Genomic DNA, 24616 nt, shown 5'->3' with positions numbered 1-24616 from the left:
CGACCTCGCAAAGGCGTACCTCTAAATCGTCCATGTCCAGTTATCCGCCTTCTGCCCGTTCACCTCAACCGCGACCGCTCCGACATCGTCCCGGAAAACCGATATCTCAAAACCCTGCCCTCCTGCACCAACCGAGCCGAAAAGCCGGGCCAGGCGGCTGGAAGCGAAGGCGTGATCCGCAGGAGGTCGCCTTCACGGCGGATCCCGAGAATGGCTTCGACGGCGGTGCGGTAGAGCCAGCCGGCAGAACCGGTGTACCATGTCCAGCCGCCGCGTCCCGTCTTGTCGCCCACACCGTAGACATCTGCGGCAACGACATAAGGTTCGACACGGTAGACATCCGCGTGCTCGCGACTAAGCGAATGATTGATCGGATTGAGCATGGAAAACACCTTGTAGGCGTCATCCGATCTTCCCATCTCAGCCAGCGCATACGCCGCCCAGATCGCAGCATGGGTATACTGGCCGCCATTTTCGCGCACGCCCGGCGGATAGGATTTTATATAGCCGGGGTCCTTGTCGGAATGTTCAAAGGGCGGCGAGAACAGTCTGATAAGGCCCGCTTCGGGGTCGACCAGTTCGTCGAACACGCTGTCCATGGCCTGCGCCGCCCGCACAGGATCGGCCCTGCCGGACAAGACGCCCCAGGACTGGGCGATGGAATCGATCCGGCATTCGTCGCTATCGACCGAGCCCAGCGGCGAACCATCGTCGAAATAGCCGCGCCTGTACCAGTCGCCATCCCAGCCATCGGCCTCGACGGCCGCTTTCAGCGCGCTCCGATGCGCCCGCCATGCCGACGCATGCGTCTGATCGCCGCGCGCCTCGGCAATGCCGCTCAGCGCGTCCAACGCCTTGATCAGGAACCAGCCGAGCCAGACGCTCTCGCCTTTGCCGGCGATGCCGACGCGGTTCATGCCGTCATTCCAGTCGCCGCCGAGGATCAGCGGCAGGCCATGGTGGCCGGTTCTCGATATCGCGAGATCGAGCGCGCGCGCGCAGTGATCATAGAGGCTGGAGCGTTCGTCCGAGATATCAGGCTGGAAGAAGCTCTCATGCCGCTCGCCGAGCACGGGGCCATCGAGAAAGGCGAGCTCTTCGTCGAGCACGCAGTCATCTCCCGTCACCGCCACATAGTGCGCTGTCGCATAAGCAAGCCAGACCACATCGTCGGAGATCAGCGTTCGCACGCCAGCCCCGGTTCTCGGCAGCCACCAATGCTGCACGTCGCCCTCGGGAAACTGGCGTCTGGCGGCATTGAGGATCTGTGCTCGGGCCAGGCTCGGATCCTGCAGCATCAGCGCCAGGGTGTCCTGCAACTGGTCGCGGAAACCGAAGGCGCCGGACGCCTGATAGAAAGCGCTGCGGGCGCGGATACGGCAGGCGAGATTCTGATAGGGAAGCCAGGTGTTGACCATCCGGTCGAACACTTCGTCCGGCGTCGACACCTGAAGCGCTCCGAGGAACCCCTCCCATTGGCGATCGGTCTTCTCGTGTTCCGCAATAAATCCCGCTTTGATCAGCTTGGCAATGAGCGGCGCGGCCACCGCTTCGCTCTCGACGTCGCCGAGAACAAAGAGCGTGTCCATCGTCTCGCCGGGCTGAACAATCAGATCCACCGCCAGCGCCGCACAGGGATCCCCGGCCGTTTCCAGCGTATTGGAGAGCGTCAGGCGCCGGCTCACGGCCGATGGCGCAAAGGCGTTGGTGTCATCGCCCAGGAACTCCGCGCGAGCCGAAGTGAAGGATTGCAGCAGACGGCTGGCGGCGAGAAACGAGGTGCGCGACGAGCTTTCCACGGAAAACGGGTTCTGCGCCATCAGCGCATTGCCGCCCTGATCATGCCAGGTCTTGATATAAGGCGCGGTGCGGGCGCGATTGTTGCCGAGCACCCATTCGACATAGGCGTAGACGCGCAGCGATCGGGCATGGCGGCCATGATTGGTGATGCTGAGCTGCATCAGCTTGGCCGGATCGCTCTCCGCCACGACCTGCGTCATGACGATGGCGAGCCCGTCTGTCTCGACTTTGAAACTCGACCGGCCGGGCCCGTGTCGGACCTCATGGATGTCCTGGGGATTGCGTCCGATCGCGGCAAACGGCGAGAACGCTTTGTCGGACTCCAGATCCCGGATGTAGAAAGCTTCAGATGGCCGGTTGACGACGGCGTCGTTGCTCCAGGGCGTGAGCTGGTAGTCGCGGGAATTGGCGCTCCAGGTGAAGCCGGCGCCTTCCGCCGCAATGTGGAAGCCGAAGACGCCATTGGAGATGACGTTTATCCAGGGTTGCGGCGTCGATGCGCCGCCATTGAGCCGGATGACATAATCGCGGCCCGTCCGATCAAAGCCGCCATAGCCGTTCCAGAACGACAGATCATCGCCGTCCACGGTCGGCTGCTCGACCGGGTTGAACGCTGTCCGGCTTCGCCTCCACCAGGGCGCATGCGCCGGCTCTTCCGTCTCATTGCCTGACAGACGCTCGAGCCGCTCGATCTGCTCGGATATCGCGCCATTTTGAGTGTGCAAGACGATGCGGCCGGCGCTGATCAGGGCGTCATAGGCGCGATGATCCATCAGATCCTTGCGGACCGAGAAGATGTGTTGGGCGGGGCCCGAGGAGAGGCCGCGCCTGCGCGCGTTTTCGCACATGAAGTCAATGGCGTGCTGCATGTCCTGGGCATAGGAGGCGGTGCGCTCATTGATGATCACCAGATCCGCGATCACGCCGCGCGACCGCAGATATTCCTGCATGCGGAAGGATTTCTGCACGATGGGCAGGTCCGCCTCATTGTCGATGCGCAATGCAAAGATCGGAAAATCCCCTGAAATGGCCAATGGCCACAGCGCGGATTGTGTGGCCTTCACGACATTGCCGGGCGTCTGCACCTGGCGAAGACGCGTATCGGGATAAATCAGGAAGGAGGCGATGCGCTGAAACAGCAGCGCCTCGCTCTTGCTCGTGTCGAGATGCCGGAACTGCACCTGGCTGCGGGTCCACGACAGCGCCGCCTCATTGTCAAAATTCTCCGCATGCCGATAGCGCGCGACCTGGGTCTCAAGCTCGGCGCGGCTGGGGGCGACACAGGTCCAGAACACAACGCTCGCCTTTTGCCCGGCTTCAGCCGGACCGTGCGGCGCAGGGAAAAGATCGGGTCGAGCGTGAAGCCGTCATGGCCTTCGAGCTTGGCGTTCTCGTCGAAAGCCCGGGCGGTGGCGAGATCGCGGCCACGGCCGATGAAGGCGCGCCGATCGGTCTCCGCTTCCACCGGCGCGCGCGCGCCCGATCCGCCCAGGAGATGGGCGACGTGAATGTCCGGCTCATCGACGTTGCGCTTGTTGCGGGCCGCGTAGATGACGTCGCCGCTGGCGCCGATCTCCGTCTTGATGAACATTTTGGAGAAGACGGGATGGGCCGCATCGCTGTCGGCCGAGGACAGAACCAGCTCGCCATAGGAGGTGACCTCGATCAGCCGCTCATAGCCGCTATTGTTGACGATAGTCAGCCGGCGGCCCTCCGCATCGCTTTCGGTGGCCACCAGGCATTCGAGCTTGGATTCGATCATCCCTGCGGTCTTGTGGAACTCGGCTTTTTCGTCGGAGAACACCGTGCTCGCCGTCTCGCCCGGAAAGGCGCGCGGCGCAGGCGTCGCCGACCACCAGTCGCCGCTGCCGACATCCCGAAGGAAGATGTAGGAGCCCCAATCGTCGACGGTCGGATCGGCCCGCCAGCGCGTGACGTCCAGGCCATTCCAGCGCGAATAGCCCGAGCCGGTGGCCGTGACCATAAGCGAATAATGGCCGTTGGAGATGACGGCGACCGAGCGCTTGGCGCTCAATGGATTGGCGATCACGCGATATTTCGCGCCGGTCGCCAGCTCCGCAGCGGCGTCCGTTACTGGTTCGCTCTCATCCGGCGTGCGCACCGGCACGATCTCGCGCGGCGCCCGCTCCTGCAGCAGCAGTTCGGCGGCCTCGATGACCGGATCGCTATGAAAACGGTCGCGCAAGCGCCCGTTCAGCACGACATTGCCGATGGCTGCGATCGACATGCCCTGATGGTGGGCCATGTAATTGCGCACGACGGCCGAGCTTTGACCTTCGGGCAAACGCGTTTCGGTGAAGTCCACCGCATCATAATAGCCGTAGACGCCGAGCGCCCCGATCGAGGCGAGCCATCCCAGATTTACGACCGCTTCACGCGGTTTGAACTGACTCGCCAACACGCTGGCGTAGGGCGAGATGACGACATTGCTGCCAAGCTCGCGCTTGAGCCCGAGACCCGGGACGCCGAAGTTGTGATATTGGTAGTTCAGTTCACGGTCGCGGGCGTTGAAGGCCGATTCCGATACGCCCCACGGCAGGTCTAGCGATTTGCCATAGGCGATCTGGCGATCGATCGACAGATTGTCGGACTGGTTGAGAATGCCGCCCTGGCGTTCATGCATGACCAGCGGCGGCATCAGATATTCGAACATCGAGCCCGACCATGACACCAGGCACGCCTGCCCCTGACGATCGCCACCGGTCGGCCGAGCCTGAACCAGTGTTCGCTCGGCACATCGCCCTTGGCGATGGCGAACAGGCTGGTCAGCCGGGCTTCCGACGCCAAGAGATCGTAGCAGGATTCGTCGAGCTTCCGGTCTTCGCCATTATAGCCGATCGACAGGAGCCGGCGCTCCAGATTGAACAGAAAGCCGAAATCCATTTTGAAGGCGAGGCTGCGCGCGCGCTCGCCGAGCGATGTCAGCCGAGCCTCCAGGTCCCCATAGCGTCCACGGTCTGAAAGCGCATCGGCGAAATGGGCTTCGCAATTGGCGTGCAAACGATCCGCCCATTCGACCAGCAGATCTGAGGTCGCGCCGCCGACCTCGTGATCAATATCGCCAGCGCAGGACCGAACTTCGCTCGCGATGCTGGTCAGGCTGATCGACCGCACCGATGCGAGCTCCGGCTCCTTCAGACAAGAATGCAGTGTGGCGTCCAAGCCAGCCAGGCGTTCCTCCAGCCTGCGGCGGAGCGGGCGGATCGCGCGTCGCGCGTCTGGGATCGCGTCGAGCGTCTCGCGCACCACGCGCACGGTGTCGATGACCCCACGTACATCGCCGCTCAGATGCACCGTCAGCGCCTCGGACCACTCTCTCAGCGTTGACGAGATGACGATCAGATGCCCCGCAAGATTGCCGCTGTCGACAGAAGATACATATTGGGGATGCAAAACCGAGAGGTCGCGCGTGTCATACCAGTTGTAGAGATGGCCGTTGAGCTTCTCCATCTTCTCCACGGTGGCGAGGGTTTGCTCGAGCCGCTGGACGCAATCGGCAAAGCTGATCCAGCCCATATCGCGGGCCGTGATCGTCGACAACATGTAGAGGCCGATATTGGTCGGCGACGTGCGGTGCGCCACGACTGGGGTCGGCTCCTCCTGGAAGTTGTCCGGCGGAAGGAAATTGTCCTCGCGAGTGACAAACACCTCGAAAAAGCGCCATGTGCGACGCGCCAGCGCCCGCAGGCTCGCTACGTCTTCGTCCGACACCTTGAGCCGATCCTCGGTTTCCAGCGTCTGGCTGATCCACCACGCCAAGGCCGGCGCGGCCATCCAGATCAAGCCGAACACCGAGGCGATGGCCGCGTTCTGCGGATTGACGGCGAAGACGAGGCCGATGCAGGCCAGGCCGATACCGGGAGACGCCCACATCAAGCGGTAGAAACCTTTGAGATCACTGGATGTCGACGAGGCGATTTCGAGCGTCGTCTTCCATTCGATGAGATGCCGGCGGCTAAAGAGCAGCCGGACCAATGTCCTGCTGATGGCATCCACCATCAGCGCCGCATTGTGCGCCATGAAGGCGACATGCAGGCCGATCTGGGCGATGATGTCCACGAGATCGTCGACCAGTATGCGGGCATGGATTTCGGGCGTCACGCCAACCTGACGCGGCACGATGCCGGCAAACAGCGACACGATCGGCCCGACATAGAAAGCGATGATCAAGCCGAGCTGCCACAGCGCCGCAGGTCCCGGCGCAAGCAGGCTCCAACTGAGCAGAGACGAGGCGATCCAGACGGCAGGTGTCGCCGAGCGACGCAGATTGTCGATCATCTTGAAACGCGACAGCGCCGAGGCCCCGCGCGCGGCGCCGAAAATATAGGGCAGCAATTGCCAGTCGCCACGCACCCACCGGTGCTGGCGCGAGGCCTCGACGCTGTACCGGACCGGAAAATCCTCGATGAACACGACATCGGTGACCAGAGCGCTTCTAGCAAAGGCCCCTTCCAGCAGGTCATGGCTCAAAACCGTGTTTTCGGCAATCCGCCCTTCCAGCGCCGCATGGAAAGCGTCAACATGGTAAAGCCCTTTGCCGGTGAACGAGCCTTCTCCAAACAGGTCCTGATAAACATCCGACACCGCAAAGACATAGGGGTCGAGCCCGCGATCACGCGAAAAGATGCGTTGGAAAATCGACGCTTCGTCGCCCGTCGTCAGCGATGGCGTGATGCGCGGCTGCAGAATGCCATAGCCTTCGGTCACGCGGCCGGACACCGGATCGATGCTCGGGGCGTTCAGCGGATGGGCGAGCTTGCCGATCAGCTTGCGGGCGGAATCGCGCGGCAGGCGCGTATCTGAATCGAGCGTCAGCACATATTGCACTTCCGCAGGGAGTTGGTCCGGCGCGCCGAATGTCGTGTCCGGGTCGCCGCGCAGCAGCATATTGAGCTCCTGGAGCTTGCCGCGCTTGCGCTCCCAGCCCATCCACACGCCTTCGGACGGATTGTGCAGCGGCCGGCGATGCAGCAGGAAAAACCGCCTCTGTCCGACAGCGGCGTATTTCTGCGCCAGCAAATCGATTTCGGCCGCAGCAAAGGCGATTATCTCAGCACCGCCCGCCGTCTTCTCGCTTTTGCTGTCAGCGAGATCGCTGAGCAGAGCAAAGAAGATCTCGCGATCGGGATTGGCGAGATAGTGAACCTCGAGATTGCGCACCAGGGCTGCGACCGTATCGCGGTCCGACAGAAGACAGGGAATAACCACCAGCGTGCGGGCGGATTGCGGCACGCCGGACTTGAATTCGTAGCCGGGCAGGAAGGCCGGCCGGGCGAGCGCAAACACCATGGCGCGAAACAGCGCAGAAGCCGCCTCGAGCGCCGGAAGCGCGAAGGTGGCGAGAAGCAGGAGGACGGCGACGGCAGCCGTCGATCTCCCCATCAGGAACCAAACGCCGAAGGAAAGGATGACGACCGCAATCGCCAGCGTCGGCGCCACGAGCGCCAGAACGCCCATTCGGCAATAGGCGCGCCCCAAGCGTTCCCTCACCGGCGCCCGGTAGCCGGCGGCATCCTTGAGTTCAGCCAATCCCTCGCCGGCAAGGTAATAGCCGACATCGCCGCGACGGTCGCCGTTGGTTTCACCGGCCCGATAGCGGCGGGATTTCTCGATTGCGAGCAACGCCACCGCCATTTCGGTCATGTCGGAGCGCCGGGCGATGGTTTCGATCGTGGTGCGGTAATGATTGCGCGAGCGTGGATCGAGCGCTGCAAAATCGGACGCATCGCGCAGCGTCACATCGACCTTGGATATGTCCTCGAACCAGATCGTCCAGTCGAAATCATCGATGCGCTTCAAGCTGCGAATGATGTTGCCGACGGTGACATTGCCTGTCGAGATCTTTGCGTGCTCGGAAATCATCACCTCTTCGGCGTCGCTCAAACGGTCCTCGAGCTTTTGCTCCAGCCATGTCAGCGCCTTGGAGGTGGAATTGGTGTCTTCGCGCAGGCGGTAGAGCAGCTGCGCCACAAAGCTCGTATCCGTCGTGTCGGCGTCATAGCCGCGAAGCGATTGTCCGAGATCGCCGCCCGGCTCGTTGGACGCCATCTGGTCGGCCAGATTGTTGGCTCTTTCGCGCATGCGGCGCGACGTCTCCACCCGGTCCGACAGACGCCTCAGATTTTCAAGCAACACATAGCGCAGAATGGCGGGCACGGCCCAGATCTCGCCGATCGCCAGCGTATCGACCTCCTGAAACCCTCCCACAATGGCGCTCAATGTCTCCGGTCTGAATGTGCTGTCGGTATGGGCGACATATTCCCAGGTCAGTGCAAAGGCGCGGGGCAACTGCGTGGTCCCGTTGACGAGGACCGCGGGAAGCTCACGAAAGAATTTCTTCGGCAAATCTCGGCGAACCTGGCGGAAATTCTCCTTGACCGTATGGTGATGATCCAGCAGCCACTCGGCCGCAGGCGTGATCATCTGCTTCTTGTGCGCCGCCTCCGCGATCGCCGCATGATTGCCGCGCAGCGCCTGCTCGTTGTTGTCGAGTTGGTCGGGAAACCGAAGACCTCCAAAGCTATGGAGCTGGGCGGATTTTTTGGCGGCAAGCCTGTGGCCGAGCGCCGCCAGCTCCGAAGGCGTCTGGAAATCGCTGCGTATCGGCGCCTGCGCGTCCCAAGACGCCACACTTTCGATGTCGGGGGAGGTTGCGGCGCGGTTCAGATGGATGTTCATTGTTGTTGTTCCATCTGTTGGATCTTTGGCCGTCACATTGAGCGACGGACCTTGTTCATCATCGCCTCAGGGCGGACGTGTCCGCACCGAAGCGAGCGAATTCAACGCGGCTGAGCGAGCTCGCAAGGTCGCGATCGGCGCCGGCTCATGCTGCAGCGGGCCGAAGCGAATTTTTCCGCCGAAGACGGTGCGCTTCGCCCGCTGGCTACGAATTGGGGACGTCGTCTGCCTTCTTCGCCGGCGGACGCAATTCCTTCGGCGGGAGCGTATCTCGCTGTTTTGCGGTCGCGTCGCGAACCGGATCGAGGGGGTTTTCTCCGCCCTGGCGCCTGTGGCGTCGGCTGGCTTTTCGTAACGGATCACGATCTGAGCTCCTGTGGTCGGTCCTGCGCGTGTCGGTTCATGCCGACAACGCCGCGCTACAGCGTTCGGCGATGCGTCCGTTCACCGAACTCTGCCCCGGCATCGACGCCCAGCCGCCGGATTCGATGAATTGCCGCCTCTTGTAGCTGTCGGACAGAGCCTTCAACTCCACCAGTTTCGTCGCAGAATCCGGCGCGGTCTTGAAGCGGTCGACGCAAATTGCCGATGCGAGTTCAATCTTCGCCAGTTCCCCGGCGTCCGTCGCAGTCTTGAGCGCGCTGCCTCCCGTCACCCAGCCTCCCCAGCCAAATCCGACAACCATCGTCGCGACCGCTGTCATGCCGCAGGCCCATATGAGGATCGATTTCGAGGGTTGATAACTGTCGAAACGTTGGAACAGTGTTTCTTTGGTCGGTGTAACCGTGGTCAATGCAATTCTCCTTGTTGTTAGGATGAATTCGCGCTGCGCCATCGCGGCGCAACCCATGTTGCGCCATCAGGCGAAATGACCCCGGGCGAGGGTGATGCTTTTGTCGGGCTTGGATCCGTACGCGCGCCGGGCGGCATCGAGTATCTTCGAGCGCAGCGCATCGAAAAAGGCGAGATAGTCACTTTCGCCCAGCGTCCGGGCCGGGTGCTCGCCGGCGAGCACGTCTGCGAGCACAAAGAACCTCACCTCGAACATTCCGTCATGGCCGAGAAACCGGACGCGCGAATGGGCCTCGTCATAGCTTCGGGCGGGATTGGGAAATGATAGAGCCATCACCGGTCTCCCGCGTCTGGCCAAAGGCTCGCCGCTTCAATTCTTCGAATTTTCGCAAACGCGGATTTTGAGACGCCAGGTTCCTCTTTCAGAAGATGGATGCGCGACCGTTTTTCTGACGCTGCGTGACTGCAGACTGCAAACCAGGCAACAGCGGAAGCATCAGGGTCGGTGTTTTTCCGCCCGGAATAATCGAAGATCCCGATGCGATATGTCCCACGGTTTGGCTCGCCGTCGGAAGGACTGGATTTGTCGTTGTGGAGACTGGAAGACATGACGTCCTCCTTTGTTGGGGCAAGGAGTCTAAATCCTCAAATGCAGCGCCCTCAAGACGAGCCGCAACTATCACACACATGGCGTCGCCATGATTCATTTTCAAGTAGCAATCATCAATGATCTTGAACCTCATATCCTATAGTGGCGCAAAACGCCCTGTCGAAAAGCTCGCCCCGGCTCCAGCAGCGTGTTCGCCGCATCCTTGCAGCGAAAGAGCAGCGCAACGCTCTGGGAGCAGGTTCTCGGTGAAGCTCGGCCTCGTTTGTCAATCGGCATCCAATATTGCCCCCTCCCCGCCTGCGTGGATCAGCACTTGGCCTGCCCGGCGCTGGCCGGGATTGCAGAGGGCGGGCCAAATGCGGGTGATGATCGTGTTCGGCTTTAGCTTTGAGAGCGGTTCTTGAAGCGCCAGGACTCATTGCCGGTTTCGACGATTTCGCAGTGATGGGTCATACGGTCGAGGAGCGCGGTCGTCATCTTGGCGTCGCCGAACACCGTCGGCCATTCTCCGAAGGCGAGGTTCGTGGCGACGATGATCGAGGTGCGCGCATACAGCCTGCTGATCAGATGGAACAGCAACTGACCTCCAGCCTGGGCAAACGGCAGATAGCCGAGTTCGCCGAGAACGATAAAGTCGAGCCGGGTCAGGTAGTCGGCAATCCCAGCCTTGCTGGTTGTTCAGTCCTTCCTTGAGCAAGGTCAAAGCGGAATAATGTCGGGTCATGCCTTGGACTTTCTCCGATCGAGCGGGGCGAGAGATCCCCGGCGGCCGTGATGAGCCCCGCCGGCGCCGATAATCAGGCGCGCATGGCCTTGCCTGTCGGGTCATAAGGCGAGGCGTCGATGACAACAGCCCTGCATTCGTCGCCGACAAGGTGAACTGTCAGCTCATTGCCGGCTGTGGCCTGCTCGCGATCGATCATCGCCATGGCGAGACTTCTCCCGATGGTGTGGCCGTAGCCGCCGGATGTGACGTAGCCGATGAGATTGCCGTCCTTCCAGACCGGCTCGTAGCCCGACGCATCGGTGTCGCCCGCATCCACTTCGATGGTCGCAAGAACTTTCGCGGACGGCTGGCTTCGCTCGGCAAGCGCCCGCTTACGACCGACGAAGTCGGCCTTGTCCCAGGCGATGAAGCGATCCATGCCCGTCTCTCCGGGCGTATAGGCCTGGGTGAATTCAGCCGACCAGACGCCAAAGCTCTTTTCGAGGCGCATCGACAGGACTGCGTTGAAGCCGACCTCGCGAATTCCGAACTCCGCACCGGCCTCCAGAAGGATTTCCCGCAGCGTCGATTGCTCAAGCGCGCCGCAATTGATCTCGTAACCCAGCTCGCCGGTGATGGACAACCGCGCGACCTTGGCGCGGATCAGGCCGACATCGATTGTCTGGCAGGCCATGAAGGGCATTGCCGCCTTGGAGACATCCTGATGCGTGAGCTTCTGCAGGATGTCGCGAGACTTTGGTCCGAAGATAGCAAAGCCGGTCACGCTGTCTGAGATGTCACGGACGTCGACATTGTCGCGCATGTGGTCGGCGAACCATCGCATATGCCATTCGCGCAGATAGTAGGATCCCATGATCCACCAGACGCCATCGCCCCAGTTGAGGACCGACAGGTCGCCCTTGAGCTTGCCGTTCTCGGCCAGCATGGGTGCGAGAGCTGCGCGGCCTGACTTCGGCAGCTTCGACGCAAGCAGCCAGTCCAGCCATGCCTCGGCGCCCGGCCCGCTCACTTCGTAACGAGAAAATGCGGTCGTATCGAGAAGAGCGGCTCCCTCGCGGGCAGCACGCGCTTCTGCGCCGATGAATTCGAACGCGTTGGAGCGTCGCAGCGTCGGCTTTTCCTCGAAGTCCGTCGGCGCAAAGTAGAGCGGCTGCTCGAGCCCCCAACGCGCCCCCAGCGGCACCCGGCGCGCGTCATCGCCTCATAGGCCGCCGGGCGCTTGAGAACCCGGCCCGCCGGCAGAGGCTCGTTGGGGTAGCTCATCACGAAACGGCGGGAATAGAACTGACCGGTCGTCTGTCGGATATATTCCCGGTTGGAGGCAAATGCGCCGTAGCGGGCGATGTCCATCCCGAAGATGTCAGCCTCAGGTTCGCCGTGGATCATCCATTCGGCAAGCGACTTGCCGACGCCGCCGCCCTGAAGGAAACCGGCCATGACGCCGCAGGCGACCCAGTAGTTGCGAACGCCGCGCAGCGGCCCGACGAGCGGGTTGCCGTCCGGGGAGAAGGTGAAGGCGCCGTTGACCCAACGCTTGATGCCGGTGGTCTCCAGGCACGGGAAGCGCTGGAAGCCGAGTGCGAGCTCGTTTTCGATACGACCGATGTCTTCCTGAATGAGTTCGATGCCGTAATCCCAGGGAGCGCCCTCCATATGCCAGTGCTTGTAGTCCCGCTCGTAGATGCCGAGCAGAAGCCCCTTCTGTTCCTGTCGTGAGTAGGTGAAACCTTCCAGATCCACGATGGTCGGCAGTTCGCCTTTCATCGCCAGAAGCTCGGGAATGGCCTCCGTCACCAGGTAATGGTGCTCCATGGGCGTGACGGGCAGATCCACACCCACCATCTGGCCGAGCTTCTTCGCCCAAAGACCGCCCGCATTGACGACGTGCTCCGCATGGACGACGCCCTTGTCGGTGACGACATCCCAGGTTCCGTCCGGACGCTGCCTGAGATCCTCGACCTTCGTGTGTTCGATGATATCGGCGCCACGCTTCTTGGCTGCCCGCGCATAGGCGTGAACAACGGCCGAAGGATCGATATGTCCCTCGCGGTCGCTCCAGAGACCGCCGATAATGTCATGCGTGCTGAGGATCGGGCAACGCGCCTTGATTTCATCGGGACCGATCAGCTCGACGTCGTTGATCCCCAGAGATTGAAACGTCCGGTAGGACGCCTTCAGCCACTCCCAGCGCGCGGGATCGGTGGCGAACGAAATGCCGCCGGTCATGTGCATCCCGATATCGATGCCGGACTCCTCACCCACTTCGGTCAGGAGATCGATCGTGTAGGCCTGAAGGGCCGCGATGTTCGGATCGGGGTTGAGTGCGTGAAAGCCCCCGGCGGCATGCCAGCTCGACCCGGCCGTCAGAACGTCACGCTCGATCAGAGCGATGTCCGTCCAGCCGAATTTTGCAAGGTGATACGCAACGGAGGCGCCGACCACGCCACCACCGACGATCACGACACGATAAACACTCTTCATGGGAAGCCTCCAGAATTTTCTCCAGAGTGCCATGAAGGTACACATGTGTCCATACAGTAATCAGAAAAGATCGAATCGCTCCGCCGAGTGGCCGTCACTGGCATCCACGTGACAATGCACCACCATTCTATGTTATTGATTTCACTTGATCACCATAGAACGTCCACGTCTCGCATTTGTGGACAGAGACGGCTTGGCGCCTCATTTCACAGGCTGAAAATCGGGATAAAACAGCTTGATCTTGGCATACAGTTCCGCGATCTGCCTCGCGTCGGGCATCTTGCCCGTAAAGGCGTAGAGGTACTCGGCCCCGTAAGAAAATCGAATATTGGGGGCGTCGAAAGTGTCGAGCGTGTACTGCCCGATCTGCGTGAAATAGATGACTCTGGCGCGCACGAGCGCTTCCGTATCGGGGTAATTATAGCGCAGGAACATTTTTTCAGCGCATCGACGCGCATCGTATCCGCCTGCTCGACAACCTCGCGAACGACACTGGATCTTCGCCCCACAACCGAACGGCGACGTCCAACTTTGGATCGAAAAGGTGCTCGTCCACCCAGCACTCGAAAACAGAGCTAACGGCGTGGACAATGTCGGGCGCAGGACGCATGGCCCGCTCCATGATCGGACCGGTGTTCTTCTGCAGCCATTCGTCCAACATGGCCTTATGGAGTTCGTCCGTACTCTGAAAGTGCCAGTAAAAACTCGAGCGGGCGACCCCGAGCTTTTTCGCCATGATCAGGATCTTTACGCGATCAATGCCTTCCGCAACCAAGGTGTCCAGGGCAAGAGCCAACCAGTCAGATCTCGTGAGAGTTTGAGCTCGCTCGTTGTTTTCCGAATCGGCGCCTGCCGCTTCGCCGGAGACATCAATCTGCTGAATCGGCATTCCGTCTCTCCTTCAGGTCCATCTCTGTTTAGCGGATATCGCCGGAATAATTCAACCGCGACAAGATCTTAATGAAACAATTCAGGCGACGGCGCTCGCAGAGCCTCGCCATGACTAATTTCCCGGGAATATTCACGTTAAGACCCGTTGAACGGATTGAGGGCTTTCCTTGGCGAAACCCGGCAAAATTTAATGGACACTTGTGAACGGAAAAGCTATGTCTTCGTAAAAAGACAAGCTGAGTAACATGCGCATCAGACAAATGTCCTTGCGCCAGATCGAACAGACATCGCGCTTGACCACATGCCGACCGAGGCCGGCGCGACGGCTAAATTTTGGCTTCTCGCTCAGGGAAAAAGTGATGAGTGGCGGCGTCGTAACGGCTGGTTTCTCGAACTCGCTTCCGGCGGCGACGCGCCGTGACATTCAGAAATACAACTGCGCCACAGAGGCGGCCGCGGCCTTCTCCACCCCCATGATGAGCGGCAAGGACTACGCCGAAGAACGCAAAAAGGCGGCGCAACGCGCCTTGGTCTCGAAGGCGGAGCCGCATCGGATTGCTTCGACCACGCCATCGACAACGACTCTGTCCCGGCCTTGATGTCACTGACCATCATGAAGGTGCTCGTCGAGTATGACGAAAACGGCAATCCTGGGCGATTACCACCTCGTCGTCGCTCCCAACGGCCACACCGCGTGACCGGCGCTTCTGCGGAGCTTTGATATGGACGAGATTCTCAAGATCCGAGGCTTGCGTGTCGAAACGGTTCCGGGCGGCTGCCTCGTCGACAGCGTCGATCTGGACCTCCGGCGCGGCGAGGTCCTTGGCCTGAGCGGCGAAAGCGGCGACGGCAAGAGCAGCATCGGCCCGACAGACATGCTCTATGCAAGCGCCGGCTGCCGTATCGTCGGAGGATCGATCGGGAGCGAGAACCTGCGCGGGACGGCGCAGCGAGGCCTTGGCAAGATGCGCGACACCCGCACCGCCTGTGTCGCCCAGAGCGCCGTCGCCGCTTTTCCGGCGAGAGCCGCGACGCGCTCTGGCGAAGACTGCGTTGCGACAATTTGAAAATACGGGCTTCGACGTCCCAACGGGTATGGAATAAGGAGATAGACCATGGCTGAGAGAACTGACGTCAACGGCCGGCGGGAGCGCAAGCGCGGACGATCCGGCGGCGATGTTACCCGGACGACGGAACGAACCGTCGATTATAGCCATCTCACAAACACTTTTCAGCCGCAGACCGTCTTTTCCGCGGACGAGATCGCGGCGATCCATCAGACATCGCTTCGCGTCCTTGAAGAGCTGGGTATCAAGGTCCTGTTGCCCGAAGCACGCAAGATTTTCGAGACGGGCGGCGCGATCGTGGACCACGACACCCAAATGGTCCGGATAGGTCGGGATATTGTTGAAGCCGCCCTCGCCGCGGCACCCAGATCCTTCACCGGCAAGGGCGGTCACGCGTCGCGCGACGTTCTTTTCGAGTTGGGAAGCGCCATCTTCATCGCCGGCTGCGGCGCACCGAATGTGACGGATATCGACCGTGGACGCAGGCCAGGCACTCTGGCGGCCTACGAAGAAATCGCGAAGATCAACCAGAGCTTTGACGTCCTGCACGCACAGGGTCCCTATATCGAAGCGCAGGATGTCGAACTCAAGTTCAGACACTATGCCGTGACCCGGACCCAGCTCGTTTTATCGGACAAGCTCCCCTTCGTCTTTGCCCGCGGCACGCCGCAGGTCGAACAGTCTTTCGAAATGATCGCGCTGGCGCGCGGCGTGGATCAGTCGACCTTCTTGTCCGAACCGTACACCTACACTGTGATCAACACGAATTCGCCGCGCCAGATCGACATCCCCATGGGCCGTGGGATCATCGATTTCGCCCGCCACGGACAGGTGTCGGTCATAACCCCGTTCTGCCTCGCGGGCGCAATGGCCCCGGTCACCGTTGCCGGCGCGTTGACGCTGCAACATGCAGAAGCGCTTGCCGGGATCACGCTTGCGCAGTTGAGCCGAACCGGCGCCCCTATCGTCTACGGCAGCTTCTCATCGAATGTCGATATGAAATCCGGCGCTCCGGCGTTCGGAACCCCGGAGCATGTCAAGGCGATCTCGGCGCAGGCCAGCTCGCCAGGTATCTTGGCTTGCCATGGCGCAGCGGCGGCGGCTCCGCGTCCAATGTTTCGGATGCGCAAGCCGCGCACGAGAGCCAATTTGCGCTCTGGGGATCGATCCTCGGCGGCGCGACGCTGTGCATTCACGCGGCAGGTTGGCTGGAAGGTGGGTTGTCGGTCTCGTATGAGAAGCTGATCACCGATCTGGAGGCCCTGCAGACATTCGCCGAGCTATTCCAGCCGACTTCGGGCAACGAGGCGGAAATCGGCTTCGAAGCGATCAAGGACGTACAGCCGGGCGGCCATTTCTTCGCGACCCCCACACCATGGAACGGTATCGAACCGCGTTCTATCAGCCGCTTGTGGCCGACCTTTCCAACTTCGGCACCTGGACCGAGTCCGGCTCGAAGACGGCAACACAGCGGGCCAACGAAATCTGGAAGCGTACGCTTAAAGATTACACCCCGATCGAGCGCGCCGACGAGATCGCGGATCTGCTGGATGGCTATATCGAAAAGGGCAAGGCGGCGGGTGGAGCCGAGCCCGAAAGCTGAGCTGCGGCGTTCAACCCTGTTGATTTGCGCTTCTCGGAGCGGCTCTTGAACATCCCGTTAGTCGCTCGTGGAGAGGTACTGGCAACGTTCGGTATTATCTCTCCTTCGCCGGCGGCGGATACCGCAGCCTCAAGGCGGAGTTCCACCCCTTCGCGCGTATGGGCTAGTATTCTAGCGAACAGGGTGCATTATCTACAGTGCGAGGAAATGCACCGACCCTTTAATGGGGGCAGAACCATGGCAGACCGTCCTTATCCGTCATTCTTAATCTACAAAGACACCGCCGGCGAATACCGCTGGAAATACCAAGCGTCGAACACGAAAATTATTGCCGATGGCGGCGAAGGCTATAATTCAAAATCAGACTGCGAGCATGGAATTGAGCTAGTTAAAGGCTCTGAGAATTCGCCTGTATGGGTGACGCAGGATGCGAAAACTTAAACTTGCAGCCTTTCACAACTCAAATTCCCCTCAGCGTCCACAGCGCTCTTTAACATGCTCTTCGGCCTTCGTCTCCCGGAGGGCTTTGCTTGCCCGCTTAGTCAACGCCGACAGGTATTGCCTATCACCGCATCTTCACCGCTCATGGAGAGAATGACTCTTGCGATATCCCGACTTGGCAGCGGCCCTTCCGTGTGGCGTAGCTCACCCATGATGGCCTTAGCCGACTCCCCACGTCAGAATATCACCTCCCGCTTCTGGCGTTGCATGGCGGCGTCTAGATGACCCGTATAGCCCAAAACGCAAAGCATCCGGTCTATCGCTCTTATGCCATTATTGATTTCTGCCAAGCCTATCGCGGATGCGCTCTGCTACGCTAAACAGATCGGCCCGCTTGCCAAAGAGGCCGGTTATTGTATGCACAAATGCTTCACTGCGAATATATACCATCCAATGACGTTAGCATTGCATGAATAGGCAGACATCATTATCTTCGGTAACCTTGCTACATATTGCCGGAAATAATTGCCGCCCTTGGCTTGCTGGAGATATTCTCGCCGAGAGGTGGAGAAGGGACCGGATAAACAGTCCCATCGATTTTCACCGGCTGTTGATCTAAGCTGGGCGGTCCACCCCGCTAGGCACCGTGTCAGTAATCCACGATCCTGCCGTCGGTGTGATCGGCCCAGCGCGTGTTGGGCATGTAGGAGAACCAGCCAGGACGGGCTGGATCGCGATCATAGAGATAACCGCCGAGCGACTTGTAGAGATCGGAATATTTACCGAGCTTGTCGCGATCGAGCTCAACGCCGAGACCCGGTCCAGTGGGGACTGCAATTGCGCCATCAACATATTTCATCGGGCCACCGACGATAATGTCGTCCACCAGCTGATGGTAATGCGCATCGGCGGTATAGACGAGGTTCGGAAGGACCGCGCCGAGATGCAGCATCGTGGCCAGCTGAATTCCGAGTTCGCCAGACGAGTGCACGGCGATACCGAGTTGGAAGGTCTCGCAGACGCCGGCCGCCTTGATGCAGGGGCGGATACCGCCCCAGAAGGTGGTGTCAAGCAGGATGACGTCGACGGCGGGATTCAGCACATTGGTGGAGAGCTGCTCGAAATTGACGACGATCGTGTTGGTCGCAAGCGGCATATGGGTGTTTTCGCGGACCCGGCGCATGCCGTTGAAGCCCCAGGTCGGGTCTTCGTAATAGTCGTTGTTGAGATCCTCGATGCCCTTGGCGAAGCGGATCGCCTCCTCCACCGAAAAGGCGGCATTCGGGTCGTAGCGCACGGTGTCGGCGCCGACTGCCTTGGCCAGCGCCCGGAACACTTCGAGTTCATAATCCGGCGCGAAGACGCCGCTCTTGAGCTTGTGCGCGCGAAAACCATGCGTGCGCTTGAGCTCCAACGCTTGTTCGATCAGCTGTTCGGCGGTGCGAATCTCGCCCTCGCCGGTATCCTTGTTGGGCAACCGGAAGAAGAGGTAGCTGGCAAAGCCGACCGCATCGCGCATCTTTCCGCCCAGAATGTCATAGGCCGGCACGCCGAGGAACTTGCCGATAATGTCGATGCAGGCGAATTCGATCGCCGCATGCATCTGGGTGCGGTTGTTGTAAAGGCTGGCGGTGGGATTGCAGATCTTGAACCGGAGCTGCTCCAGCTCGAAAGGGTCGTGCCCGACGAGATAGGTCTTGAGCGCCTTGAAAGCTGCTTCCGCGCTTTCGCCGCCGCCGCCCATTTCGCCGAGCCCGACAATGCCGATATCGGTCTCGACCTCGATGATCGTGCGCACGAAGCGACCCCAATGGGCGCCGTTCGAATGCCGGAGCGGCGCTTCGAGCGGCACGGTTACGGTCGTGGCGCGGATATCGGTGATCTTGGGCCGCTTCATGCTGGTCTCCGTCAGGCAATGCAAAAAGAAAATGGGGGTCAATCCGGCAGCACGATGCCGAGCTTGGCCATGGCGCCGCCGTCGATCTTGAAATCGGCGCCGGTGATGAACCGCGCCTTGTCGGAGGCGAGGAAGGCGACGAGTTCGGCCACTTCCTCCGGTTTGCCGACACGGCCGATCGGGTGACCCTTGCCCCATTGCGCGATCATCTCTTCCTGGCTCATGTCGCCCTTGTAGAGATCGGCCGCCCAGCGCAGCATCGGCGTGTCGATCGAGGCGGGACAGACGGCGTTGACCGTGATGCTCTCGGCCGCATGGTCGAGCGCCATAGCCCGCACCAGCGCATTGATCGCACCCTTGCTGGCGGTGTAGGCGGCCACGCCGGCCTGCGAGGCATAGGACTGAACCGACGAGATCGCCACGATCGCGCCCGCGCCGCGCTTGCGCATTTCCGGAATTGCATATTTCGAGGCGAGATAGACGCCCTTGAGATTGATGTCGAATACGTCATCCCAAACATTTTCCGACGTATCGACCACCGTGCCATAGCGCTGGATGCCCGCGCAGCAGGCGAGGATGTCGATGCCGCCATGCCGCGACACCGCCGCAGCCGCAGCCCGCTCCATGTCGGCGCCATTGCGGACATCGCCCACGAAACCGCTCGCCGTTCCGCCAATTTCGGCCACCGCGCGCTCGACCGAGTCGCTGTCGTTCGATACGATCAGCACCTGTCCGCCGCCCTTGACGAAACGCTCGGCGCAGGCGCGGCCCATGCCGAGACTGCCGCCTGTCACAATGATGCTTTTGCCCTCGAATTCCATATTCGGGCGCTCCTCCCCTAATTCGGCCTTACTTAACATTCTACCATACTAGTTTGTCAACCGGCGAATTTCCACTCCGGCGCCCCGCGAATTCCCGTCTCCACCGCAAGGAGGCTGCCCTCCTGGGGATGCGCTTCGAGATGCTGCGCCGTCATCGTGAAGCGGGCGGAGGTGATGTAGAGCGTCGTAAGATCCTTGCCGCCGAAGGCGCAACTGGTCGGCCAGGATACCGGCAGTTCCACAAGGCCGAGCTGCTCGCCCGTCTCGCTGAACCGCGCCACCGCCGCCCCTCCGACAACGCGGCAATTCCACAGGGCGTCCTCGGAATCGAGACACGAGCCATCTGGCAAGCCGCGCTCGAAGCCGCTGACTATCGTGCGACGATTGGCGAGCGTCTTGGTCGCCGCATCGTAGTCGAAGGCGTAGATTTCGTTCGCCAGGGTATCTGCGAAGAGGAAACGGCCGGTGCTCGTCCAGGCCATCGTGTTGGTGATGCCATATTCGTTCGGCGTCAGCCGCGACACCGCGCCCGCCGCATCGACGCGATAGACGGCGCCGACATGGCCGTCCATATCCTTGGGAGTGCCGTCCGGGTTGAGATTGTTCTGCATCGTCGAGACCCAGAAGGAGCCGTCGGGCGCCACGCGCCCCTCGTTCAACCGGTTGCCCGGCCGACTTGGTTCGGGGACCGCCAACGTTTCGAATCTGCCGTCCGGCGTCCAGAGGCAGACTTCGTGGGCGAGACCGACGATGAAGCCGCCGTTTGCCCGCATTCCGATGGAGGTCGGAAAATCAGGTGTCGGCCAAGCGTCGTGGCGGCCGCCCCCGACCTCCAGCCGATGGATGCGCTTGCCGCCGATATCGACCCAGTAGAGCGCCTGCTCGTGATCGGACCAGATGATGCTCTCGCCGACGATATCGCGCGCATCGAACATGATGTTGGCCTGCATACTCTCTCCCAAATCAGTCCAAGTTTGGCGTTGACAATAGGCAAAGGCGAATCTAAATCAAGGTAAGGTTTACCTATATGATAGGTTGGAGGAAAGCTTGATCATCAATTCCCCAGATGTCGCCAGGACGGAGCGCCGCGAAGCGGCAGGAGACGGCCTGCTCGGCGGCGTGATGGCGTCGGTGAAAACCTATATCCGCGAAAACGGTCTGCAGGTCGGCGACGAGTTGCCGAGCGAGGGCGCCTTCGCCGAAATGACCGGCACATCCCGCACCATCGTTCGCGAGGCCTATCGTTCGCTCGCGGCGCTGACGCTGATCGATATCGGCAACGGCCGTCGCGCCCGGGTTGCCGCCCCCACCGCCGACGTGCTTGCCCTGATCACCGACCATGCCGTCCACACCAACCAGACGACAATCCAGCAGATCTTCGACGTGCGTCGCACGATCGAGCGCCGCACGGTGGCGCTGGCGGCCCTGCGTCGCACCGATCGCGAAGCCGCTGAGATCTTCGCGCTGGCCGAGGCCATGCAGCGCGACTTCAATGATCCGCAGAAGGTGATGATCCATGACATCGCCTTTCACGAGGCGATCGCGGCGGCGTCCAAAAACCCCATGTTCTCGCTGATCGTCGGCTCCTTCCATGTGGTGACGCGCCACACATGGCCGATCGGCTGGGCCAGTCGCGCCAGCAACGAGACCCGCCAGGAAAGCGTCGACGGCCATTTCGCCATCGCCCAGGCTATCGCCAATGGCGATCCGGCCAGGGGCGAAGCTGCGATGGTCGAGCATTTTGACCTGACCGTGAAGGCGCTGCTTGCGGCCGGAGTGTATTGACCATGAAAATCACCGCCCTCGAGACGATTCGCGTCGAGGAATTCCCGAACATTCTCTGGGTGCAGATCCATACGGACGAAGGCCTTGTCGGCCTCGGCGAGACCTTTTTCGGCGCCCAGACGGTTGAAGCCTATATCCACGAAGAAGTCGCGCCGAAGCTCATCGGCAGGGATCCGCTGGCCATCGACCTCATCTCGAAAGACCTCACGGGCTATCTCGGCTTCCGCTCGACGGGCGCGGAAATGCGCGGCAATTCCGCCATCGACATCGGCCTGTGGGACTTGTTCGGAAAGGCGACCAACCTGCCGATCGCCCAGTTGCTGGGCGGCTTCTCGCGCCGGGATATCCGCACCTACAATACCTGCGCCGGCAACACCTACATGCGCGCAGGCACCGGCCAGCAGACCGGCAATTACGGCATCGGCGGCCCGCGGCGCGACTATGACGACCTCAACGGCTTCCTCGAACGGGCCGACGAACTGGCGGAAGACCTGCTCTCGAAGGCATCACCGCTATGAAGATCTGGCCCTTCGACATCGCCGCCGAAAAGAACCGTGGCCAGTATATTTCCGCAGCCGACCTGAAGAAGGCGCTCGAACCCTTCGAGAAGATCCGCAAACGGGTCGGCGACAAGATCGACATCATGGTCGAGTTTCACTCGATGTGGCAGCTCACCCCGGCGATCCAGATCGCCCGTGCGCTCGAACCCTACAATACCTTTTGGCACGAAGACCCGATCAAGATGGATTCGCTGTCGAGCCTCAAGCGCTACGCCGCAGCCAGCCGCGCGCCGCTCTGCGCTTCGGAAACGCTCGCCACCCGCTGGGCCTTCCGCGACCTGATGGAAACCGAGAGCGCCGGCGTGGTCATGCTCGACCTCTCCTGGTGCGGCGGCATTTCCGAAGCCAAGAAGATCGCGACCATGGCCGAGGCGTGGCACCTACCGGTCGCGCCGCATGATTGCACCGGGCCGGTGGTGTTGGCCGCCTCGACGCATTTGTCCCTCAATGCGCCCAACGCGCTCGTGCAGGAGAGCGTCCGCGCTTATTACCGGACCTGGTACGCCGATCTGACGACGCAGCTGCCCATGGTCGCCAATGGCATGATCACCATTCCGCCCGGCCCCGGCCATGGCGTCGAACTGTCCGAGGATCTCGACAAAAAGTTCACGACCTTTCGCCGTTCGACGACGGCGGACACATAATCGCGCAATTCGACTTGACTTGTATGGTAGTAGGTTAGTATAGAACGGGCGGCGGAAATGCGCTCGAGGAGGAGGCTCGCATGAACCCTGCAAAATCCGCGCGGGCGGTTACGATCGGCGAGACCGTAGGTCCGCAGGTCTATCGCATCCTGCGCGAGCAGATCATTCACGCGGAGCTCCTGCCGGGCGAACGCCTGTCGGAATCCGATGTCGCCAAGGCGCTGTCGGTCAGTCGCCAGCCGGTGCGCGAGGCCTTCATCAAGTTGTCCGAGGAAGGGCTCGTGCATGTCCTTCCCCAACGCGGCACCTTCGTGACCAAGATTTCCGTCGCTTCCGTCATGGATGTCCGCTTCGTGCGCGAGGCGATCGAGGCCGATGTCGTGCGTGCGGTGGCGGAGGTCCATGCGCCGGAGACCATCGAGGAATTGCGCCGGCAGATCGTCGAACAACGCAAGGTGCCGCAGCAGGATCGCGCGGCGTTCCTCAGGCTCGACGAACTCTTCCACCGCACGCTGGCCGCCGCGGCCGGCAATGCCTATGCCTGGAGCGTCATCGAAAGCGTCAAGGCGCAGATGGACCGCGTCCGCTTTCTCTCGGTCGACGACATGCATGTCGGCCGCCTGATCGACCAGCACGAGCAGATCGTCGACGGCATAGCGGCCGGCGACAAGGCCGCCGCCGAGAAGGCGACACGGCTGCATCTACGCGAAATTCTCAGTTCATTGCCGGAAATCGCCCGGTCCCGATCCGAACTTTTCGACGGGACCGAGTGAGCCGGTGGGGGAGCACTGTCTAACAAGGGAGGTACGCATGTTTAAGAAATTGATCGCCGGGACGGCGTTGGGGTTGTCGATGATGGCATCCGGCGCTTACGCGGAAGGCCTGAATCTCACATTCATCAGCCATTCCTCGGCATCCAATACGTTCTGGCAGTCCGTGAAGAAAGGCTTCGATGACGGTTGCGCCCGTGTCGAAGCCAACTGCCAGCTGATCCTGACCCAGACGGAAGGCTCGGTCGAGCAGGCCGTCGCCAACCTGCAGGCGGCGATCGCCACCAAGCCGGATGCGATTTTCGTCGCCATCGTCGACGACAAAGCCTACGACGCCGTGATCCAGGAAGCCACTGACGCCGGCATCCTCGTGCTCGCCGTCAATGTCGACGACAGCCAGGGCGCCAAGGGCAATGCCCGCAAGGCCTTCGTCGGCCAGGGCTTCGTCGCCGCGGGCTATTCGTTGGCAAAGGCGCAGTCGCTGAATTTTCCCAAGGACGGCCCCCTCAACCTGCTGGTCGGCGTCAATGCGCCGGGCCAGACCTGGTCCGAACAACGCGCCGCCGGCGTGAACAAGTTCCTCGAGGAATACAAGGCCGAACATAAAGACCGCGAGATCAACATCACCCGCATCGACGCGGCGACCGACCTCGCGCTGACCGCCGACCGCATCGGCGCCTATCTCAACGCCAACCCGAACACGACGGCCTATTTCGACACCGGCTACTGGCATGCCGGCGTCGCCAAGGTGCTGAAGGATCGGGGCATCGAGCCGGGCAAGGTTCTGCTCGGTGGTTTCGACCTGGTGCCGGAAGCGCTGCAGCAGATGACGGCCGGCTACATCCAGGTGCAGGTCGACCAGCAGCCCTACATGCAAGGCTTCATGCCCGTCATGCAGGCCTATCTCTATAAGACCGCCGGCCTGACCCCGTCCGATGTCGACACCGGACAGGGCATCGTTGTTCCCAAGGACGTTCCGACGATCATGGAAATGTCCAAGCAGGGCCTGCGCTGAGACATTTGCCCCT

The 24616-nt window shown here is 61.3% G+C and carries 19 protein-coding genes and 3 pseudogenes; 8 read left to right on the top strand and 14 right to left on the bottom strand.

The features are described from left to right. Positions 1-59 precede the first annotated feature (59 nt). The 11 genes and pseudogenes from H2O14_RS28265 to H2O14_RS25455 form a co-directional block, all read right to left on the bottom strand. Complete coding sequence (locus H2O14_RS28265) at positions 60-2573, bottom strand: GH36-type glycosyl hydrolase domain-containing protein (RefSeq protein ID WP_246697841.1); 2514 nt, start codon at positions 2571-2573, stop codon at positions 60-62. A gap of 338 nt (positions 2574-2911) precedes the next feature. Beyond that, the gene (locus H2O14_RS25490; RefSeq protein WP_182830115.1) at positions 2912-4492 is read right to left on the bottom strand and encodes a glucoamylase family protein; all 1581 of its coding nucleotides are present in this window, start codon (positions 4490-4492) and stop codon (positions 2912-2914) included. Continuing rightward, entirely contained in the window at positions 4459-8499 is a 4041-nt protein-coding gene (locus H2O14_RS25485) for a glycosyltransferase family 2 protein (protein ID WP_182830114.1), read from the bottom strand. The genes H2O14_RS25490 and H2O14_RS25485 overlap by 34 nt, the downstream gene beginning before the upstream one ends. Before the next feature lie 400 nt (positions 8500-8899). Then, positions 8900-9292, bottom strand: coding sequence for a hypothetical protein (locus H2O14_RS25480; protein ID WP_182830145.1), 393 nt, complete (start codon positions 9290-9292; stop codon positions 8900-8902). 66 nt (positions 9293-9358) lie between these two features. Further along, positions 9359-9625 carry a DUF1488 domain-containing protein gene (locus H2O14_RS25475; protein WP_182830113.1) on the bottom strand — a complete coding sequence of 89 codons (267 nt, stop codon included), beginning with the start codon at positions 9623-9625 and terminating at the stop codon, positions 9359-9361. After that, entirely contained in the window at positions 9625-9900 is a 276-nt protein-coding gene (locus H2O14_RS25470) for a hypothetical protein (protein WP_182830112.1), read from the bottom strand. The genes H2O14_RS25475 and H2O14_RS25470 overlap by 1 nt, the downstream gene beginning before the upstream one ends. Positions 9901-10282: 382 nt before the next feature. Then, positions 10283-10561 (bottom strand): annotated as a pseudogene (locus tag H2O14_RS25465) (ATP-binding protein); the annotation flags it as partial. A 137-nt stretch (positions 10562-10698) separates the two neighbouring features. Next, positions 10699-11736 carry an aminomethyltransferase family protein gene (locus H2O14_RS28260; protein ID WP_246697839.1) on the bottom strand — a complete coding sequence of 346 codons (1038 nt, stop codon included), beginning with the start codon at positions 11734-11736 and terminating at the stop codon, positions 10699-10701. Next, positions 11634-13109, bottom strand: a complete 1476-nt coding sequence (locus tag H2O14_RS28255; RefSeq protein WP_246697820.1) for an FAD-dependent oxidoreductase — start codon at positions 13107-13109, stop codon at positions 11634-11636. Before H2O14_RS28255 ends, H2O14_RS28260 begins: the two co-directional genes overlap by 103 nt. A 201-nt stretch (positions 13110-13310) precedes the next feature. Further along, on the bottom strand, positions 13311-13544 hold the full coding sequence (locus tag H2O14_RS28250; protein WP_246697819.1) for a hypothetical protein: 234 nt from the start codon (positions 13542-13544) through the stop codon (positions 13311-13313). A gap of 4 nt (positions 13545-13548) precedes the next feature. Then, positions 13549-13998, bottom strand: coding sequence for a TetR/AcrR family transcriptional regulator (locus H2O14_RS25455; protein WP_246697818.1), 450 nt, complete (start codon positions 13996-13998; stop codon positions 13549-13551). Positions 13999-14266: 268 nt separating this feature from the next. Between H2O14_RS25455 and H2O14_RS25450 the strand changes: the two genes are divergently transcribed. From H2O14_RS25450 to H2O14_RS25435, 4 genes and pseudogenes are all read left to right on the top strand, one after another. After that, complete coding sequence (locus H2O14_RS25450; RefSeq protein ID WP_210275620.1) at positions 14267-14599, top strand: hypothetical protein; 333 nt, start codon at positions 14267-14269, stop codon at positions 14597-14599. A 123-nt stretch (positions 14600-14722) separates the two neighbouring features. Continuing rightward, positions 14723-15067, top strand: coding sequence for a hypothetical protein (locus H2O14_RS25445; RefSeq protein ID WP_182830110.1), 345 nt, complete (start codon positions 14723-14725; stop codon positions 15065-15067). 48 nt (positions 15068-15115) lie between these two features. After that, positions 15116-16670, top strand: a pseudogene (locus H2O14_RS29660) (trimethylamine methyltransferase family protein). Positions 16671-16907: 237 nt separating this feature from the next. Continuing rightward, a complete protein-coding gene (locus tag H2O14_RS25435; protein ID WP_182830109.1) occupies positions 16908-17111 on the top strand; it encodes a YegP family protein in 204 nt (67 codons plus the stop codon). Between the two features lie 649 nt (positions 17112-17760). Here the strand turns inward: H2O14_RS25435 and H2O14_RS25430 are convergent. From H2O14_RS25430 to H2O14_RS25420, 3 genes are read right to left on the bottom strand one after another with little or no spacing between them, the layout of a single operon-like run. Continuing rightward, a complete protein-coding gene (locus H2O14_RS25430; protein WP_182830108.1) occupies positions 17761-19008 on the bottom strand; it encodes an enolase C-terminal domain-like protein in 1248 nt (415 codons plus the stop codon). Positions 19009-19046: 38 nt separating this feature from the next. After that, complete coding sequence (locus H2O14_RS25425; protein WP_182830107.1) at positions 19047-19829, bottom strand: SDR family NAD(P)-dependent oxidoreductase; 783 nt, start codon at positions 19827-19829, stop codon at positions 19047-19049. Between the two features lie 56 nt (positions 19830-19885). Beyond that, a complete protein-coding gene (locus H2O14_RS25420; protein WP_182830106.1) occupies positions 19886-20779 on the bottom strand; it encodes an SMP-30/gluconolactonase/LRE family protein in 894 nt (297 codons plus the stop codon). Between the two features lie 172 nt (positions 20780-20951). Between H2O14_RS25420 and H2O14_RS25415 the strand changes: the two genes are divergently transcribed. From H2O14_RS25415 to H2O14_RS25400, 4 genes and pseudogenes are all read left to right on the top strand, one after another. Next, positions 20952-21614 (top strand): FadR/GntR family transcriptional regulator, encoded by a 663-nt coding sequence (locus H2O14_RS25415; protein WP_182830144.1) that lies wholly within the window; start codon positions 20952-20954, stop codon positions 21612-21614. 2 nt (positions 21615-21616) lie between these two features. Next, positions 21617-22818: pseudogene (locus tag H2O14_RS25410) on the top strand (mandelate racemase/muconate lactonizing enzyme family protein). 80 nt (positions 22819-22898) lie between these two features. Next, complete coding sequence (locus H2O14_RS25405) at positions 22899-23591, top strand: GntR family transcriptional regulator (RefSeq protein ID WP_182830105.1); 693 nt, start codon at positions 22899-22901, stop codon at positions 23589-23591. Between the two features lie 37 nt (positions 23592-23628). Continuing rightward, positions 23629-24603 carry a sugar ABC transporter substrate-binding protein gene (locus H2O14_RS25400; protein ID WP_182830104.1) on the top strand — a complete coding sequence of 325 codons (975 nt, stop codon included), beginning with the start codon at positions 23629-23631 and terminating at the stop codon, positions 24601-24603. Positions 24604-24616 lie beyond the last annotated feature (13 nt).

Origin of the sequence: Rhizobium sp. G21, assembly GCF_014158035.1 — a bacterium.
Taxonomy (GTDB): domain Bacteria; phylum Pseudomonadota; class Alphaproteobacteria; order Rhizobiales; family Rhizobiaceae; genus Rhizobium_E.
The sequence above is the reverse complement of the archived record's forward strand: the minus strand, read 5'-3'. Positions and strand labels throughout refer to the sequence as shown.